This is a genomic window from Actinomadura fulvescens (genome assembly GCF_039533225.1).
In the GTDB taxonomy this organism is placed as follows: Bacteria; Actinomycetota; Actinomycetes; order Streptosporangiales; family Streptosporangiaceae; genus Spirillospora; species Spirillospora fulvescens.
Map to the genome: position 1 here is coordinate 114,731 of NZ_BAAATD010000007.1, position 17,704 is coordinate 132,434.

Annotated in this window: 16 protein-coding genes; 7 read left to right on the forward strand and 9 right to left on the reverse strand. The window is 68.7% G+C overall.

The genetic code is table 11. The features are described 5' to 3' along the window. Positions 1 to 165: 165 nt before the first annotated feature. The gene (locus ABD333_RS25570) at positions 166 to 1,473 is read right to left on the reverse strand and encodes a VOC family protein (RefSeq protein WP_344544866.1); all 1,308 of its coding nucleotides are present in this window, start codon (positions 1,471 to 1,473) and stop codon (positions 166 to 168) included. Beyond that, the gene (locus ABD333_RS25575; protein WP_344544867.1) at positions 1,466 to 2,053 is read right to left on the reverse strand and encodes an RNA polymerase sigma factor; all 588 of its coding nucleotides are present in this window, start codon (positions 2,051 to 2,053) and stop codon (positions 1,466 to 1,468) included. The genes ABD333_RS25570 and ABD333_RS25575 overlap by 8 nt, the downstream gene beginning before the upstream one ends. 118 nt (positions 2,054 to 2,171) lie before the next feature. Between ABD333_RS25575 and ABD333_RS25580 the strand changes: the two genes are divergently transcribed. Further along, on the forward strand, positions 2,172 to 2,912 hold the full coding sequence (locus tag ABD333_RS25580) for an alpha/beta hydrolase family protein (RefSeq protein ID WP_344544869.1): 741 nt from the start codon (positions 2,172 to 2,174) through the stop codon (positions 2,910 to 2,912). Between the two features lie 40 nt (positions 2,913 to 2,952). Here ABD333_RS25580 and ABD333_RS25585 read toward each other — a convergent pair whose 3' ends face one another. Beyond that, entirely contained in the window at positions 2,953 to 4,236 is a 1,284-nt protein-coding gene (locus ABD333_RS25585) for an MFS transporter (RefSeq protein WP_344544871.1), read from the reverse strand. A 77-nt stretch (positions 4,237 to 4,313) separates the two neighbouring features. Here ABD333_RS25585 and pdxR point away from each other — a divergent pair, with 77 nt between their 5' ends. Then, on the forward strand, positions 4,314 to 5,741 hold the full coding sequence (gene pdxR / locus ABD333_RS25590) for a MocR-like pyridoxine biosynthesis transcription factor PdxR (RefSeq protein WP_344544873.1): 1,428 nt from the start codon (positions 4,314 to 4,316) through the stop codon (positions 5,739 to 5,741). 40 nt (positions 5,742 to 5,781) lie between these two features. Here pdxR and ABD333_RS25595 read toward each other — a convergent pair whose 3' ends face one another. Continuing rightward, complete coding sequence (locus tag ABD333_RS25595; RefSeq protein ID WP_344544875.1) at positions 5,782 to 6,750, reverse strand: ArsR/SmtB family transcription factor; 969 nt, start codon at positions 6,748 to 6,750, stop codon at positions 5,782 to 5,784. A 60-nt stretch (positions 6,751 to 6,810) separates the two neighbouring features. Between ABD333_RS25595 and ABD333_RS25600 the strand changes: the two genes are divergently transcribed. Then, positions 6,811 to 8,007, forward strand: a complete 1,197-nt coding sequence (locus ABD333_RS25600; RefSeq protein WP_344544877.1) for an MFS transporter — start codon at positions 6,811 to 6,813, stop codon at positions 8,005 to 8,007. 379 nt (positions 8,008 to 8,386) lie between these two features. Here ABD333_RS25600 and ABD333_RS25605 read toward each other — a convergent pair whose 3' ends face one another. Next, positions 8,387 to 8,980 carry a gamma carbonic anhydrase family protein gene (locus tag ABD333_RS25605; RefSeq protein WP_344544879.1) on the reverse strand — a complete coding sequence of 198 codons (594 nt, stop codon included), beginning with the start codon at positions 8,978 to 8,980 and terminating at the stop codon, positions 8,387 to 8,389. Positions 8,981 to 8,984: 4 nt separating this feature from the next. Further along, the gene (locus tag ABD333_RS25610) at positions 8,985 to 9,863 is read right to left on the reverse strand and encodes a type IV toxin-antitoxin system AbiEi family antitoxin (RefSeq protein WP_344544880.1); all 879 of its coding nucleotides are present in this window, start codon (positions 9,861 to 9,863) and stop codon (positions 8,985 to 8,987) included. Positions 9,864 to 9,971: 108 nt separating this feature from the next. Between ABD333_RS25610 and ABD333_RS25615 the strand changes: the two genes are divergently transcribed. From ABD333_RS25615 to ABD333_RS25625, 3 genes are all read left to right on the forward strand, one after another. After that, entirely contained in the window at positions 9,972 to 10,541 is a 570-nt protein-coding gene (locus ABD333_RS25615) for a TetR/AcrR family transcriptional regulator (RefSeq protein ID WP_344544882.1), read from the forward strand. Continuing rightward, positions 10,538 to 11,347 (forward strand): amidohydrolase family protein, encoded by an 810-nt coding sequence (locus tag ABD333_RS25620; RefSeq protein WP_344544884.1) that lies wholly within the window; start codon positions 10,538 to 10,540, stop codon positions 11,345 to 11,347. The genes ABD333_RS25615 and ABD333_RS25620 overlap by 4 nt, the downstream gene beginning before the upstream one ends. A 718-nt stretch (positions 11,348 to 12,065) precedes the next feature. Further along, on the forward strand, positions 12,066 to 12,935 hold the full coding sequence (locus ABD333_RS25625) for a hypothetical protein (protein ID WP_344544886.1): 870 nt from the start codon (positions 12,066 to 12,068) through the stop codon (positions 12,933 to 12,935). Here the strand turns inward: ABD333_RS25625 and ABD333_RS25630 are convergent. Both ABD333_RS25630 and ABD333_RS25635 read right to left on the reverse strand, forming a co-directional pair. Further along, positions 12,889 to 13,992 (reverse strand): lysylphosphatidylglycerol synthase domain-containing protein, encoded by a 1,104-nt coding sequence (locus ABD333_RS25630; RefSeq protein ID WP_344544888.1) that lies wholly within the window; start codon positions 13,990 to 13,992, stop codon positions 12,889 to 12,891. The genes ABD333_RS25625 and ABD333_RS25630 overlap by 47 nt on opposite strands. A 396-nt stretch (positions 13,993 to 14,388) precedes the next feature. Beyond that, the gene (locus tag ABD333_RS25635; RefSeq protein ID WP_344544890.1) at positions 14,389 to 15,267 is read right to left on the reverse strand and encodes an oxygenase MpaB family protein; all 879 of its coding nucleotides are present in this window, start codon (positions 15,265 to 15,267) and stop codon (positions 14,389 to 14,391) included. 224 nt (positions 15,268 to 15,491) lie between these two features. Here ABD333_RS25635 and ABD333_RS25640 point away from each other — a divergent pair, with 224 nt between their 5' ends. Beyond that, the gene (locus ABD333_RS25640) at positions 15,492 to 16,502 is read left to right on the forward strand and encodes an MCE family protein (RefSeq protein WP_344544892.1); all 1,011 of its coding nucleotides are present in this window, start codon (positions 15,492 to 15,494) and stop codon (positions 16,500 to 16,502) included. 4 nt (positions 16,503 to 16,506) lie between these two features. On the opposite strand, the gene ABD333_RS25645 is transcribed toward ABD333_RS25640, so the two are convergent. After that, a complete protein-coding gene (locus ABD333_RS25645; protein WP_344544894.1) occupies positions 16,507 to 17,700 on the reverse strand; it encodes a thiolase C-terminal domain-containing protein in 1,194 nt (397 codons plus the stop codon). Positions 17,701 to 17,704 lie beyond the last annotated feature (4 nt).

A 17,704-nucleotide genomic window follows, 5' to 3' on the forward strand; every position in this document is an offset into this window, starting at 1 on the left:
CACAGACCCTCCGATCCTGACGAGGTGGGCACGCACGAAGCCGCCATCGTTGAAGCCGCCGAGCCGCTGGGGCCGCCACGAAGCTTCCGGCTGCGGAGACCCGGGCCGCCAGGAGGACGGCGGCTCCGGCGAAGTCCTCTGGACGGCTCTGTGATCGCGGTGCTCTTAGAGTTGGGTCAGGTAGAAACGGGATCCCTGGTCGTCGGTGCATTGGGAGCTGAGCCCGTACGGTTGGGGCTCGGGATCGGTGGCCGAGCCGCCGGACTTGCGGACACGGTTGACGGCCGTGGTGAGGTCACGGACCGCGTAGACCGGCACCACGGTGGGCTGGTCGTGGCCGCCGTGCAGGCCCGTCGGCGGAAACACCTCGCCGCCGCCGTTCTGGACGAACCAGCCGTCGGGAACCCGGCCCGGCGCGAACTCCCAGCCCAGAACGGCCCCGAAGAACGTGCGGGCACGTTGTGAGTCGGGCACCTCAATGGTCAGGTAGGCCACCTCTCCGTTAGCCGGAGAGTCGATGCTGTCGCCGTCGGCCGGACCGGTCGGTGCGGACGAGGCCGGGGCCTCCGTCGTCTCGGCCGGGGGCTGGAAGACCGCGAAGGCGAAGCCCTGGTCGTCGGTGCACATCGAGATCAGGCCGTACGGCTCCTGCTCGGGCTCTGCCGCCTCGCCGCCCGCCCCACGGACACGCTCGACCGTCTCGTGGACATCGTCCACCTTGAAGCAGACGAACATCGTGCGGTGTTGCCGGCCGCCCCAGAGCCCGATGCGCTGGGTGGGCAGCCCCACGACCTGGCGCCCCTGCGGTCCGCTGCCCGGCGCGAACTGCCACGTGAGGACGCCGCCGTAGAAGTGGACGGCTCGTTCGACGTCGGGCAGCCAGAGCGACACGTAACCGACGTCGCCATGGCGCAGGCCCTGAGGGCGTTCCGGGGGAGTCTCGGCGACCGGCGTCGTGATCATCCAGCGGTGGCCGAACGGATCGTTGATGACGCCGTTGCGGCCGTACGGATAGTCCTGGACCGGGCGGGCGAGCTCCGCGCCCAGCGCGACGGCGCGGGAGACGACCCGGTCGACGTCGGGGACCGTGAGGTAGATCGACTGGCTGGGGCCGCCACGGGCCTTGGGGCCCAGCAGGCCGTGCTCGGGAAACTCGTCCGCCAGCATGAGGATCGAGTCGCCGATGGACAGCTCCGCGTGACCGATCCGGCCGTCCTCCATGATGACCGGCTCGTCCTGCCAGTGCGCGTCGAGCGCCCGGACGTACCAGTCCAGTGCCCCCCGGCCGTCGTCGACGCAGAGGTAGGGCGTCAGCGAACGCAGCCGCGCCTCGGGTGTCATGCTCGTCTTCATGGTGTCTCCCATCGAGCGGAGCAGCGCTGACCGCATGCGTTCGCGCAGCCGCGCCGCGAAGATCGGATCCGGATCGACCGGCACGAGCGGTGTGCGGAGGGCCTCCAGCGGATCAGTCATCACGGCCCTCCTTTCGCGGGGTCGGTGTGGCGGCGCTGTGGGAGCCGGGCGGGTGGTGGGAGGTGCCTGGCGGAGCGCCCGGGACGCACTGCCGGTCGTACTCCCGGCGGAACGCCGCTCTGGCCCGTACGAGCAGCGCCTCGGTGGCGTGCACCGTACGGCCCAGATGCTCGGCGACATGGGGGACCGGGAGCCCATCGAGATAGCGCAGGGTCAGCGCGGCCCTGTGGCCTGGGCTCAACTCCCCAAGGACCTCGCGCGCCAGCAGGGCGTCGAGCCGTTCGTCCCAGGGGTCCTCGGTGTCCTGCTTTCCCTCGTCGACCGCTTTGAGCAGGCGCTCCTCACGGTCAGCTCGACGCCAGTGATCGGCCAGTTTGTGTCGCGCGACGCCGACCAGCCAGGCCGTGGACAACTCGGGTGGTGCCTCCTTGCGCACCGCCTCGACCGCCGCCAGGAACGTCTCGGCCGTGAGGTCCTCGGCCAGCGCCCGCCGTCCGCATCGTGACAGTAGGTAGCCGTAGACCTCGGGCAACGCCGCGTCGTAGAGCTCCAGCAGCGCAGGCCCGCGGTCCGGCTGCATCTGTCCGGATGGCCCCATACCCTCTACATCGGTTCGCGGTCCGGTTCTCCGACGGGTGACCGTCAAGATCTTTTCGCCCGTCTGCGGATCACACCCGGCGATGACCGATCATTGATGTGTGCGAACCCCGGAGCCCTTCACCCTTTTCACCAGCGACGCCGTCCGGATCGACGCCGGGCATTTCCCTGGCGAGGGCGGGTTGTGCTTCGTGCTGGCGCATGGATTCACGTGCTCGTGGCGGCAGCCCGCGCTGCGCCGGATCGCCAACGTGCTGAACCGGCGAGGCGGCGTCATCGCGCTGGACTTCCGCGGCCATGGGCGATCCGCAGGGCTCTCCACCGTGGGCGATCGCGAGGTGCTCGACATCGAGGCCGCCGTCGCGGCGGCGCGGCGCCGTGGCTATGAACGGGTCGTGGTAGCGGGGTTCTCCATGGGCGGCGCCGTCGCCGTACGGCACGCTGGCCTGCACGGCGGCATCGATGCGGTGGTCGCCGTCAGCGCCCCCGCCCGCTGGTACTACCGCGGAACAGTGCCGATGCGCCGCGTTCACTGGGCGATCGAACGACGGAGCGGGCGTCTGGCGGTACGGCTCGCGCGTGGTACGCGCGTGGCCCGGAACGGCTGGAAGCCGGTACCCGAAGCCCCGCACGAGGTCGCCGGCCGCATCGCGCCCGCGCCGTTCCTCATCGTTCATGGTGACGCCGACCCGTTCCTCCCGCTGGAGCACGCACAGCAGTTGTACGACGCGGCACAGGAGCCCAGGGAACTCTGGATCGAACCTTCCTTCGGCCACGCCGAGGTAGCCGTTACCCGCGACCTCATCGAACGCATCGCTGACTGGGGCGCCGCGCAGCGCTAACACCACCGCGCAGTGCTAACACCACCGCGCCTGTAGAGCGTCACGGTGCGTCGGTGAGCGGGACGGCGGGGATCCGGGAAGAATCGACCGGAGTGGCTTCAGGCAAGAGGCTGAGGCTGCCGGAACGGGTGCGTTCGGCCCAGCGGACGGCGGGAGCCATGGCCAAGCCGGCGGCCAGGAAGACAACGCCTAGAACAAGCCAGCCGGGTGCCCCCCATCCCATAACCAAGGTGGTGAGGAGGACGGGGCCCAGCATGCGGGCCAAGGGAATGCCCATGCCGAAGAAGCCTTGGTACTGGCCTTGCTGTCGGTCAGGTGCGAGGCCGAAGCTGATTTCCCAGGCGCCGGCGGCGAGGAACATCTCGCCGACTACCTGGAGAACGACGCCGGCCAGGAGAATGAGCGCGGTCGGCCACGCGGACGCCCCGTACGCGGAGAGGGCGAAGACAGCGCAGCACGCCAGCATGACCAGGCCTGCCAGCCGGACGAAGCGTGTGGCACTCCGAAGCCCGGTTACGCCGCGGGCGATGCGGACCTGGAAGAGCACCACGCAGACCGTGTTGATCACGAGCATGGCGGAGACAAGCCAGCGGGGCGCGTCGGTGCGTTCGACCACCCAGAGCGGCATGACGAGGCTCAACATCGGCATGTAGAGCAGCATCACCGTGTTGATCAGCGTGAGCACGGCGTAGGGACGGTCGCGCAGGACGGCAAGCCTGGGCTCCCCGCCCGCGGTAGGCGGTGCGGGCGCGACGGAGGGGAGCCGCGTAAGGACGACTCCCGTTACCAGGAAGGCGACGGCGTCCACGGCGAAGATGGCCAGGTAGGCGCCCTCGGTGTCGAACTGCAGCGTGAGGCCGCCCAATGCGGCTCCGATAGCGAGACCCGCGTTCGCCGTGGACTGCATGTAGGCGCGTGCCTCGGTACGGCGGTCCGGCTCCACCAGACCGGCGAGCAGTGCCTGCCGGGCTGCGCCGAGACCACTCTGGAAGCTCGCGTACAGGCAGGCGACCAGCACGAAGGGCAGGAACGACCGTACGGTGAGGAAGGCTCCCACCGAGCCTGCGGTAGCGACGGCTAGCAGGATCGCGGTGCCGCGAGGGCCACGGCGGTCGGCCAGGGCACCGAGGGGGACGCCCGCGAACGAGCCGATGGCCCAGGCGATGGTGAGCCCGACGCCGATCTGGCCCGGTGACATTCCGACGACGCGAATGAAGAAGAGCGCGGAGCACACGAGGAACGCACCGTCCCCGAAGGAGCCGGCCAACTGTGCGGTCGCGAGAACGCGCGGTGCCCCAGCGGGAGGGACGAATCTGCTGGTCATCGCATGCATATCCTGACTATGGCAGAATCACTTGGCACCGCATAAGTTCCAATCAATGCTGAACTGATTGGGCCAAGTTGGACCTTCACATCAGCCTTGAGGGGCGGGGTGACCTGGCAGCCCGCATCTACCGTCAGATCCTGGACGCGATCCTCGACGGCCGGTTGCGGCCCGGTGAACGCCTGCCGCCCACCCGGGAGCTGGCCACGCGCCTGGACGTCTCGCGCAACACTGTTGCCGCCGCGTACGACAGGCTGACAGCGGAAGGATTCCTTGAGGGCCGGTCTGGTGCTGGCACGTTCGTACGGAACGAACCGCTTCGCCGGCGTCGCGCCCGGAGGAGAACGGGGAGCGCCGTACAGCCGCGTAGCCGCTGGGAGTCCTTGGACGCGGTGCCCAACGACCAGAGCGAGTTCACGTTCGACTTCCGGCTGGGCATGCCTGACGTCACCTTGTTTCCGCTGGAAACCTGGCGGCGGCTGGTCTCCCGGGAGCTACGGCCTGCGTCCTTGCGTTCAGCGGGGTATGGCGAGCCTGCGGGCCACCCTGCTCTGCGTGAAGCGATCGCGCGCTCAGCGGGACTGTCACGTGGTGTCCGTGCCGAAGCCGAGGATGTCATCGTCACCCAGGGCGCCCAGCAGGCGTTGGACCTGATCGGACGTGTGCTCATCGAACCGGGCGATTGTGTCGCCGTGGAAGAGCCGGGCTATCCACCCGCCCGGATTCTCTTCGAGTCATTGGGAGCGCGCGTCGTCGGTGTACGGGTGGACGACGAAGGGCTGGACGTCTCTGCGATCCCTAGGGCAGCACGTCTTGTTTATGTGACGCCGTCTCATCAGTTCCCACTGGGCACCCCGATGTCTTTGGCGCGCCGTACCGCTCTGCTTGCGTGGGCCGAACGCAACGGCGACGCGGTGGTTATCGAGGACGACTACGACAGCGAATTCCGGTTCTCCGCGCGCCCTCTGGAGCCCTTGCAAGGCCTCGACCGGACGGGCCGGGTCGTTTACGTGGGCTCGTTCTCCAAGACCCTGCTGCCCCTGCTCCGCGTAGGCTTCATGGTCGCACCCGCGTCTCTCCAGCAGTCGCTCCGTCTGGCCAAACAACTGTCGGACTGGCACAGCGAACGCACGACGCAGGCCGCGCTGGCTCGTTTCATAGACGAGGGGCTTCTGGCGCGTCACATACGTAAGGCCACCCGTGAGTACGCCGCACGACACGAACGCATCGTCACGGCCCTCCACAACGACTTCTCAGAATGGCTGACACCCATCCCTTCAGCGGCCGGCCTGCACCTCTGCGCGCGCCTCAATCCAGACAGGGGCATCGACCTCCAGCAACGCATCGCCAGCGCCCGCCAGGCAGACGTAGCGGTGGAGTCTCTCGCCGACTACTGCGCCATCGATCCCGTTCAACAGGGGCTTGTCATCGGCTACGGGGCCATTCCCACCGAACGCGTCGAAGAAGGCTTGCGTCGTCTCCGGGCCCATGTCTGCCGTGCCTAGTTGCCTAGTAGTTGCCTAGTTGCGCTCACGGCTGCCTGGCCTAGCTCTCTGTCTGAGCCCGCACCAGTACGTCACCAGCAGCGGTGCGGTAGTAGAGAACAGATCTTCCCGAGCGGCGCCGTTGCACGAGCTGAGCATCGAGCAAGACCTTCAGGTGCCGGCCCACCGAACCCAGACCCTGCCCAGTCAAAGCCACCAACTGCGTGGTGCTCTTGGGCGTGTCGAGGAGCACCAATACGCCTGCGCGCGCGTTCCCCAGTAGCCGAGCCAGCGCCTCGGGAGCCGCCGCGGAGCGCGTCTCTGCCAGAGCGCCGGAACAGGGATAGATGACCGCGTACGTCTGCGGCTCGTCCCACGCCACCCAGCCACGCCAGACCGTCACCGGGACGAACAACATCTGCGCACCGGATATCTCACGCGGCGGGTAGTCCCTGGTATTGATCTGAAGACGGCCGTCGCCAAGCCAGCGCATGCCCGGCCGCATGTCACCGAGCGCGGCCGCCCAGCCGCCCTGGCTCAGTTGCCCGATCCGGGCGACGATATCCGACTCGATGATGCGCTGACGTCGTGGCCAGTAGGGCAGAACGGTTTCCGCCCACACCCACTCCAGCAACACGGCGAGACGTTCGGCGAGGTCGTCCCGGCGCAGTTCCGGCGGCAACGGACCACCGCCCAGCGCCATCTCCAGGTCCGTGTGCACCGTCTCGTTCGGCGTCTCCCGGATCCGCGCCACCTCGTTCTCGAACGTGGCGTCACCGCACGGTGGCGGCGTAAGAAAGTCGGCGATCCAGCCCTTTCCGAGAGCCGTGCGTATGAGCAGCGCGGTGACCGGATCGTCGGCCAGACGCTCCCGGTAGGCGGACAGGTAGGCGTCGAGCCACACTCGTTCGCCCGGGTGCGTGGCTTTTGGCTGCTGCAACATGAAGAGGGCCGCGGTCGCCTCGGCCAGGGGCGAGACCACGAAGCGGCTGCGCGCCAGGGAGTCAGCGCTGATCTTCCACCAGCCCATTGGTTTCGCCTCCTTGCGAAACAATAACGCCGTCGCCGTGAAGATCGTCAGACTCCGGCCATGCGCAGTTACCGCGAGCTCTTCCGCACACCGGAGTTCACGCCGCTCTTCGCGACGGTGTCCGTCCAGATGGCGGCGATGACGGTCACCGGCCTCGCCCTGGGCACCCTCGTCTTCAAGGCGACGGGCTCGCCGCTGCTGTCCGCACTGAGCATGTTCGGCCCTTCGTTCGCCCAGGTCGTCGGCGCGACCATGCTCCTGTCGGCAGCCGACCGGCTGCCCCCGCGCGCGGCCATGACGGGCCTGGCGCTGGTGTCGTGCCTCAGCACGGCCACCCTCGCCATCCCCGGGATGCCCGTCTGGGGTCTGTTCGCGATCGTTCTCACTCAGGGGATGATCGGGTCCGTCGGCGGCGGCGTACGCTACGGGCTGCTCAGCGAGATACTCCCCGAAAACGGCTACCTGCTCGGCCGCTCGGTGCTCAACATGTCCGTCGGCACCATGCAGATCTGCGGTTTCGCCACGGGCGGCGTCCTCGTGGCGTTCCTGTCACCACGCGGAACGCTGCTCGCGGGCGCGGGCCTCTACCTTGCCGCCGCCGCGTTCGCCCGCTTCGGCCTGACTAGCCGCCCGCCCCGCTCCGCCGGACGCCCGTCGATCGGCCAGACGTGGCGGACGAACGCGCGCCTCTGGTCGTCTGTTCCGCGCAGGTACGTCTACCTGGCCAATTGGCTGCCGAACGGGCTGATCGTCGGCTGTGAGGCGCTCTTCATCCCGTACGCGCCCCACAACGCGGGACTCCTCCTGGCAATGGCGGCCGTGGGCATGCTCATCGGCGACGTGGCGACCGGCCGTTTCGTTTCGCCGAAATGGCGGGTACGACTGGGGCCCTACCTCCGTCTCCTCCTCGCCGCCCCATACCTGGTCTTCGCCCTGCACCCGTCCCTGCCACTCGCTGCGGTCGCCGTACTTCTAGCCTCGATTGGCTACTCGGCAAGCCTCCTCCTCCAGGAGCGCCTCATGGAGCTCACTCCGGACGACATGCACGGCCAAGCCCTGGGCCTGGACAACTCCGGCATGCTCACCATGCAAGGCGTAGGCGCCGTCGTGGCCGGGACAGTAGCCCAGCTAACCTCCCCCGCAACCGCGATGAGCCTGGTGGGAGCACTCTCCTTGGCCGTTACCCTGACCCTCGCTCCCGGCCTACGCCCCCTCCCACACCGCCCCGCGCCAACCCCCGAACAAGCCATCACCTAACGCCAAACCTCTGGAAGACCAGCAGACCCGCCTCCGCACGACCGCGCCACCGCACGACCGCGCCACCGCGCCACCGCACGACCGCGCCACCGCGCCACCGCGCCACCGGGCGACCGGGCGACCGGGCGACCGCGCCACCGGGCGACCGGGCGACCGCGCGACCGCGCCACCGGGCGACCGGGCGACCGCGCGACCAACCCTGCCGGTTAAGTCGGCGTGCCTGGTACCGGTTTGTCGCCAGCGCGGTGTGCGGAACGGTAAACGGACGGAGCAGGGCTGTCTTCGGGCCTGCGGCCTTGGGCGTGGGACGCCTGCTCTGCTAGGCGGCCAATGGGCGCGGAGTTGGGGGCTTGATCCGCCCGATGTCCCAGCGGCGTGCCTAATCGAGGGGACGGTCGGTTTTGTGGGCGCCGTAGAAGTCCGTTTGGCGGGACATGATGTCGCGCATCGGGGTGCCGCGGGGGACTCCGTAGACGGTGCCCGGGAAGTCCAGGTCGCGTTGGACCTCCCATAGTTCGTCGTGGCGGTCGGGAGAGAAGAGCTGGGCCGGGTCGCCTACGGCGATCCAACCGATGGGGACGACCGACTCGGGGGCCAGGCGGGAGTTGACGTGCAGGACGCTGTTGATGCGCAGCTCCGAACGGGCGCCCGCGACCGCGCCGGGAAAGACCGAGACGCCGGTCGCCACGAAGACCTCGTCCTCGATGGTCGCGCCGTTGACGTGGGCGTGCGGGCCGATGAGGACGGCATCGCCGAGCAGCGCCGGACTCCCGGCACGGCCGCGGACGAGGGCGTTCTCCATGACGACCACGTCGGCACCCGTACGGACCTCGCCGTTCTCGGCGGTGAGGACCGCGCCATGCAGGACGCGGGCGTTCTCGCCGAGCACGACGGCGCCGCAAAGGGTGGCGGACGGGGCCACGTACGCCGACTCCGGTACGACCGGGCGACGGCCGCGATGCTCCAGCAACATGTGATCAGCGTACTTGCCTCCCGACGGGGTGCCTCAGGCGAAACAAGCGGGTGGCGATGGTGTCCATGGTCTCGTCGGGCGGACTCCAGCCGCGCGCGAGCATCGCGGTCAGCAGGGCTTCGAGGTAGGGGGCGGGCCTGCCGAGGAAGTCGCGGGAGACGGGGATGACGTCCCAGCCCATCTCGTCCCGCAGCCAGCGGCGGCGGCGTTGGTCGTGATCGCGGGCGGCGGTGCCGGAATGGTGACGTTCCCCGTCATACTCCAGCCCGACGTGGAGATCCTCGTATCCGAGGTCGACGTAGACCCAGGCGCCGTGCGGGCCCATCACCGGGACCTGCGTACGAGGACGCGGGAATCCGGCGTCGATGACGATGACGCGCGTCCAGCTCTCGCCGGGCGACTCCGCGCCGCGGTCGGCGGCGTCGAGTGCGGCGCGCAGTCGCTTGGAGCGCCGATATCCGGCGGGCGCCGCCAGCTCCGCGAGTGACGTGAGATCGACGCCATCGCGTAAGAACTGGTCGAGCGCCGCGACCGCCTCACGCCGCGGCAGCCAGCGGGCGCAGTCGAGGGCCGTGCGCTCCGGCGTCGTCACGCGGACGCCCGACTCCACGGTGACGTGCTCAGGCGGAAGTGTGGCCTCGAACGACTCGCAGCCGGGATGGTCGATCTCCGAGCCCGGCGGCACGAGTAACTCGATCTTCCAGTCGGCCTGTCCCGCACCGGGCGGTAAGACGTCGAGTCCCCAGATCCACGCTGCCGTGCGTCTGCCGATGACCGTTCGAGGTGGCAGCAGAGGACTCATCGCTTCGACGCGCGCCGACAGGGTGGTCGCGGCCGGCGCGATGAGCCCGCCGTTGGCGCGCCGCCAGGTCAGGTCGTTCATGCCGCCGATGCTGCCCCGTGGCCCGAGCCTGCGGTAGGGGTTGCGCGAACTGTGGATAACTTCCGTCGACTTGCAGAATATTGTTCTGGTGGCCCAGAATAATGTTCTGTGACAGAGATCGGCCGGGACAAGGTGCTGCGCGCGGCGCTCGAACTGTTCGGGCGCGACGGAGTGGCCGGGACGACGCTGAGTCGACTCAGGCAGGCCAGTGGCGTGAGCGTCGGGAGCTTCTATCACCACTTCGCGGGCAAGGAAGAGGTGGTCGAGGCGCTCTTCGTCGAATGCATCGCGCTCTACCAATCGGCGTTCGTCACGGAACTGCGCCGGTACGAGGACCCCCGCGAGGGTGTGGCGGCGGTGGTGGCCTTCCACGTCCGGTGGTGCCTGGAGCATCCCGACCGGGCGCGTTTTCTTTTCACGGAACGTCCGCCGGGCGGAAGCGAGCTGACGGAACGCAACCGCGCGTTCTTCGGTGAGGTCCTCGCCTGGTGGCGCACCCACGTTCATCACGGCGCCTTGCCCGAGCTGGACCTGGTGACGGCGTTCGTGTTGTGGCTGGGGCCGGCGCAGGAACTGTGCCGGTTGTGGCTGAACGGGGAGATCCCCACCCCCGGGAACGATCAGATTGCGCGGCTGGGCCGGGCGGCCTGGCGCGCGCTGGAGGGAGACCAACGATGATCATTGATGCGTGGATGCAGCACGGAACGGTCCGGTTCCTGCAGCACGAGATGCTCGACTCACTGTGGCGGTGGATCGGCCAGAAGCCGCCCGCCGAGGAGATTCCAGTCAAAGTGACGGTCGGCGCGATGGACGACGGGGGAGTGGACCTCGGGCTTATCAGCGCCTGGTACGGACCGGAGGGCGACCTGGTGAGCAACGACGAGGTCGCCTCGTTCGTCGCCGCCGCGCCAGAACGACTGGTAGGGATCGCGTCCGTCGATCTGCGCAAGCCGATGGAGGCCGTACGGGAGCTGCGCCGCTGTGTGAACGAGCTCGGCTTCAAGGGGCTGCGAGTCGTTCCGTGGCTGTGGGAACTGCCGCCTACCGACCGGCGGTACTACCCGCTGTACGCGGAGTGCGTTGAGCTAGGCATCCCGTTCTGTACGCAGGTCGGGCACACCGGCCCGCTTCGCCCTAGCGAGACCGGACGGCCCATCCCGTACATCGACCAGGTCGCACTCGACTTTCCCGAACTGGTCATCGTCGGCGGTCACATTGGTTACCCGTGGACTGAAGAGATGGTCGCGGTCTGCCGCAAGCACCCGAACGTCTACATTGACACCTCCGCGTACACGGTCAAGCGCTACCCACCCGAACTGGTCCGCTACATGACCGACGACCGCAACCACAAGGTCATGTTCGGCACCAACTACCCGATGATTACGCCGGAGCTGGCTCTGCGCGGCCTGGACGAGCTCGGCTTGGACGGCGCTGCCCGTGAGGCCTTCCTGTCCGGCAACGCCCGCCGCGCCTTTCGGCTATAAGTGATCTACAATGTAAAGGTGCGGGCTTTTGTCCGGGTTCACCTCTAGGCTGGGCCGTCACGACGAACCTTCCGTCGAGGGGTCTCCCATGAAGTGGTTCCGGAAGCGCCGGCCGAACGCCGATGCCACTCCGCCGCCGAACGCCGCGTCACCACCCACCGGTGCACCACCCCCGGACGCCCAATCCACCCCGTTCGACGCCACACCCCCACCGGCAAGCTATAGCCCCCCACACAGCGCACCACCTAGCGGGCACAGCGCCCCATATGGCGGACACGGCGTTCCACCTGCCGGACACAGCACTGCACCCGGGCAGGCCGCTCCATTCGCTGGACACGGCGGCCCGCCCGGCGGACGCGGCGGCCCGCCCGCCGAGCACGACACCCCATCCGGCGGGCACAATGCCCCACCCGGGCAGGCCGCCCCACCCGGGCAGGCCGCCCCACCTGGGCATGTTGCCTCATCCGGCGGACACGGCGGCCCATCCGGCGGACACAGCGCCCCACCCGGGCAGGCCGCCCCATCCGGCGGACACGGCGGCCCACCCGCTGGGCACGGCGCCCCAGCCGACGGACAGGGTGTTCCTTCTGTCGGACGTGGCGTTCCTCCCGGTGGGGATGCTTTTCCGCCTGCGGCCCATGCTGAGGATGCTTTTGAGGAGGCGTCCGATGCGTTGGACGTGGGCGGTTTGCTGGAAGGCGGCCCGGTGGAGCGGTCCATGGCCGCCGATCCGCTCCTGGCGCTGCTCGTGACGGTGGTCGAGCATCACGGTTACGAGTGCAAGATCATCAGTGGCGACGAGGTCGAGATCACGCGGGCGGGGCGGGACGGTCCGCTGCACATGTGGCTGACCAACCTGCGGCAGTGGGTCGCGCGCGAGCCTCGGGAGGAGTGGGCCGCGATCGTCAGTGACTTCGTGGGAAGCCTGATCGCGACCACCGAGGTGGACGAGGAGGACCAGCTCGACCTGGAAGACTACGGGCTCATCCGGCCCCTGCTCAGGACCCGGTTGTACGCGGACGACTTCCAGCCGGGGCCTGAGGAGATCGTGTGGCGGCCGGTGGCGCCGGGTCTCATCGAGATCCTGGTGGTCGACCGGCCGACCTCGCTCATGCTCGTCCGCGTCGACATCGCCGAGGCCTGGCCGGTGTCGGCGGACGAGGCGTTCCGCGCCGCGTACGACAACGTACGGCGTGACGGGCCGCTGGAGGTCGAGTCGGAGCTGTTCGACGGAGTCCGGTTGTCGACCCTGCACGGTGACACCGCCTACGTGACCGCGCATGCGGTGTGGGTGGGCGACTACCCGGTTACCGGGCCCGAGGGCGTGCTGGTCACGGTGCCCGTCCAGGGACTCATCCATGCCGCGCCGATCCGCGGCATGGAAGTCCTCAACGCCATGAACCTGCTAATCAAGATCGCCTGGTCGGGATTTCAGGAGGGGCCGCGTTCCATCAGCCCGAACGTCTACTGGTGGCGGGAGAACACACCACTCTTGCTGGCCGGAGCCGTAGAACCCGGCGACGACTCGCTGAACGTGAAGATCACACCCGAGTTCCAAGACCTCCTGGAACGGCTGGCGCAGGACTGACGTCACCGCCCCGGAGCGTGCGGCATGTCATGAGGCCGATGGGGACCGGCGCCCAGAACGTGACGGCGCGGAAAAGCAGGACCGCTTGCAGAGCGGGACCTGCGGCGATGCCAAGGGCCGCGAGGGCTGCGACCAACGCGGCCTCGGTGGAGCCCAGGCCTCCTGGGGCGGGCAGAGCGGCGCCTGCGGCGGCGCCCACGAGATAGGCGGCCACCAGTGCGACGGTGTCATCTGGCCCGGCCGCGCCGGGTACGGCGAGAACACTGAGGGCGAAGGCCAGCCCCATGACGAACGTGGTCGCCGCAGAGGCGCCTACGGTCAGGGCGAGGTCGGCGGGGCGACGGCACAGGTCGGTGAGCCCGCCGAGCGTTCGTCCGACCGCGGCCGAACGTGCGGCACGCCGACCCCAAAGGAATGCCGCGGGCAGGACGACGCCGACTGCCGCGAGCACCGGCCAGGGCGGCAACGTCTCGGTGACGCGGGCCGCGTGGGCGCCCAGCGCGCCCAGCATCCGCCCGTCGCCTCCGTCGATGCCCAGGACGACGCCCATCAACAGCAGATCGGCCGGAACGCCGACGACCTGCATGACCGCGACCGCGACGGCGGCGCGCGACAGCGGGATGCCGCGGCAGACGAGGTATCGGGTGTTGACAGCCACAGCCCCCAGGCCGCCGGGGGTTACACGGTTGGCCGCTGCGGCGGTGAACTGCGCGAGCGTCGTCGTGTACAGCGGCAGGCGATGTCCCGCAGCACCGCGCAATGTCACCGCGGCGAGAACGTAATGAAGCACCGACAACGCTGCCAGCGCGGGGACGATTCCCCAGTGAACGTTGCGGAACGCCATGGCGAGCGAGAAGAGGAGAGTACTGCCGTTCAGCGCCACCATCACCGAGACGGCGACGGCCAGCAGGATGGCGGTTACGGCATATGGGGACCGGTACGTCCAGCGGAATGCGGAACGGAAGGTCCGGCGGAGTGCGGGGGCGGCGGCGTCACCGCCGGGCATCAAGAGCCTGGCGGGCGCCGCGCGTTGAGCGCCGGCGGCGAGAGTCTCCACACCTTATTTGTCGGCTTTTCGGTTGAAGGTTATGCAACTGGGCGATTCATCGCAGAAGAACGTTGGACGGAGTTGGCGGGATCATGACCCGCCCCCCCGCCCCGCTCGCCCCGCCCGCCCCGGCGCGTCCACCGCCGGACCATGGCCCCGCCAAACAGGAACCACAACGCCAGCCGATCACGCCCCCTGCAAGGCCAGCTGACCGCGCCCCCTGCTTTACAGCGCTGGTCCGCCGTCTGTCGCTGAAGCCAGGGCCGTGGGTGCGGGGGAATGCCCTGGGTGTGGCGCTACGGAGTAGGCATCGGGCCTGTGGTGTGGGGGCGGCTTGCTTTATGGCGCTGGGCTGTGGTTCTGCGTTGGCGGTGAAGGGCTACGGTGCGGTCGGCCTTTGGGTGGTTAGGCGCTTAGCTGGTCACGTGGCGGGGGTTGGTAGCGATGTTCGCGGGTTTGGGAGCCGATGTAGCGGAGGGTGTTGCGCAGCGTCCAGTGGTTGAGGCGCGTGGGCATCATTCGGTAGCCCTGCCGGTTGGCCAAGGCGATCGCGGCGAAGCGGACCTGGTCTGTGGGGCTCCACTGGATGTCGAAGCGTTCCCGCACGATCGAGGGCAGGCAGCCGAACGTGACCAGCCGCATCGGCTTCTCCGCGACGAGCCTGCTGGCTCTGTCGAACACGGCGCCGCGTGCGGGTACCAGGGAGATGGTGTCGGAGCCGTGCTTGGCAATGTCCAGTGCGCGTGCGGCGGCGGGGGTGAGCTCTAGTTCTTTGGCGCAGATGTGCCAGAACTTCGACTGGAAAGCCGCGTAGTCCGCGGGCACCGGCCGCATGCTGACGCCATAACGCGTGTACCAGGTGACGGTCTCGGCGTAAAGCAGTTCGTGGTCGTCGGCGCTCAGGCGTTCGGGATGGAAGAGCTCCGCGGCCTTGAAGATTTCCCAGGTGAACGTGGCGTGCGCCCACCAGAATGTCTCCGGCTCCAACGCGTGGTAGCGGCGCGCCTGCTCGTCCGTACCGCCGATGCCGCGGTGCAGGTCGCGGATGGCCAGGCCGCGCGTTCCGGCGTCCGGAGCCAGGATCGTCGCCCAGATCTGCGGGACCGAACGGTAGATGCGGTCGAACGGGGCGTCGAAGAACGCCGAGTGCTCGGCGACACCGGCACCGATGCCCGGATGCATGAGCTGCATGAGGCCGGCCGCCGCGCCGGGCATGAGCGAGCGCAGGTCGCTCGCGTACCGCCAGAGGAGCGAGCCGGGTCCGATCGTCGCGGTTGTGGGCATCGCACCTCCAGTAATGCGTCACCTGTCAGGGTAGAGATCGTGAGACGAAAGTCAATATCTGTCTCATGTCTTGTACGAAGAACGCCCAGATCATGAAAACCGCCCACGTACTTTTGTGCCTCGATGCCAAGAGTCAGTGGGCGCTTTGCCGCGGGCACTCCTAGCGAACGGTTTCCGGCATCGGGTCTCATGACGGGGCGCTTCGCGAGAGGAGGCGACGCCCGATGACGGAGGAGTCCCTGTCGTCGCGTTCGATGCTGGTCTACGCCCTCATCGGAGTCGCCGCGCTGCTCCTGGCGGCGGTGGTCATCACCGGGGGCGCCGCGCCCTCGGACGGGCCGGTCGTCCGCTACGGCGCGACGTTCCGTACGGCGGGCCAAGGGCTCGATCCTGAACGTTCGGATGTGAAGGTCAGGGGCGTCGTCGTCGGCAAGGTCGAGTCCGTACGGCTGGCTCCGGACGGGCGGGTGTCGGTCACGATGCGGGTCGACCGGGGCATCGAGGTCTCGACGGCGGCGAGCGCGGCGATCGAACCCGTCTCGGTGTTCGGTCCCAAGGACCTGACGCTGGAGCCGGGAGACGGCCCACGCCTGCCCGACGGCGGGACCATCCGTAAGACCACCGACCCCCGGGAACTCGCCGACGCCGCCCGTCCCGCGTACGACCTCGTCCGGGCGATCAACCCTGACGATGTGGCCACGCTCCTGCACGCGCTGGGACACGGGTTGTCCGGCCAAGGCCCGGTCCTCCGCCGCACCGTCGACCACAGCGCCGTGCTCATCGACCTGGCCCACGCCAACCGCGCCACCATCCAAGGACTGATCACCGACGTGGCGGCCGTGGCGACGGCGCTCGGCGGGCAGGGCGAGGCGATCGCGGGCACGGCGCGGGACTTCAACCAGCTCGCCCCCGCGATCCACGCCCGGCCCGACCGAGTGGGGCGACTACTGGACGCCACGGCCGGTCTCTCCGACCGGGTAGCGGGCATCCTCCAGCGACAGGGCGGCCACCTGGGCGGCCTCATCGACGGCGCCGGCCGAGCCGCCCGCATCATGGCCAAGAACGAAAAGAACATCGTGGACTTGCTGGAGGTGCTCGACGGCTTCTTCAACGGCCTCCAAGGCGTCGTGCGCGTCCCTGGCCCAGAAGGCTCGCTCCTGGCCCAGGGAATGGCTTACATGTCCATCAATCCCTGCGACATCTTCATAGACATCTGTCCTCGCCCCCTCCGCTGACCTCTCAGGGGGCTGGTTTGGTGTAGACCGCGACGGCACAGGCACTGCCCAGGCCTATGTTGTGCTGGAGCGCGACCTTGGCGTCGGTGACCTGGCGCTTGTCGGCCTTGCCGCGCAGCTGCCAGGTCAGCTCGGCGCACTGCGCGATGCCTGTCGCGCCTAGCGGGTGGCCCTTGGAGATGAGACCACCGGACGGGTTGACGACCCACTTGCCGCCGTACGTGGTCGCCTGGTCGTCGACCAGCTTGTGGCCCTCGCCGACGGCGGCCATGCCCAGCGCCTCGTACGTGATGAGCTCGTTCGCGCTGAAGCAGTCGTGCAGTTCGATGACGTCGACGTCGTCGATCCCGATTCCGGCCTCGTCCATGGCTCTGCTCGCGGCGCGCTGGGAGCACCCGAAGCCGACCACCTGGATCGAGGAGTGGTCGGCGAAGCTGTCGGCGGTGTCGGAGGCGATGTGGTGCCCGGCGATCTCGACCGCCTGGCCCCACAGGTCGTGCTCGTCCACGAACCGCTCGCTCACCACGATCGCGGCCGCGGCGCCGTCGGAGGTGGGGGAGCACTGCAGCTTGGTCAGCGGCTCGAAGATCATCGGCGCGTTCCTGACGTCGTCGAGCGTGTACTCGTCCTGGAACTGCGCGTACGGGTTGTTGACCGAGTGCTTGTGGTTCTTCCAGCCGATCCAGGCGTAGTGGTCGGCGGACGAGCCGTACCTCTCCATGTGCTCGCGTCCGGCGTTGCCGAACATCTGCGGCATCGGGGCCTTGTCCATCTCCCACGGACGGCCCGCCACCATCGAGTTGAGGTGGTGGTCGATGATGGTCACCTTCGACTTGCCGACGCCCGCGCCGAGCGAGCCCTTCTGCATCTTCTCCATGCCCAGGGCGAGCACGCAGTCGGCCAGCCCGCCGCGCACCGACTGCCGGGCGAGGAAGAGCGCGCTTGAACCGGTGGCGCACGCGTTGGCGACGGTCATCACAGGGATGCCTGTCATACCTGTTTCGTACAGCGCGCGCTGACCCATCGCGCCGTACATGGAGCCGGCGTAGGCCTGCTGGACCTGGTCGTAGGCGACGCCCGCGTCTTGCAAGGCCTTGCCGACGGCCTCCTTGGCCATGTCCGGGTACTCCCAGTCGCGGGAGCCCGGCTTCTCGAACTTGGTCATGCCCACGCCGACGACGAAGGTGCGGTTGGCCATCAGG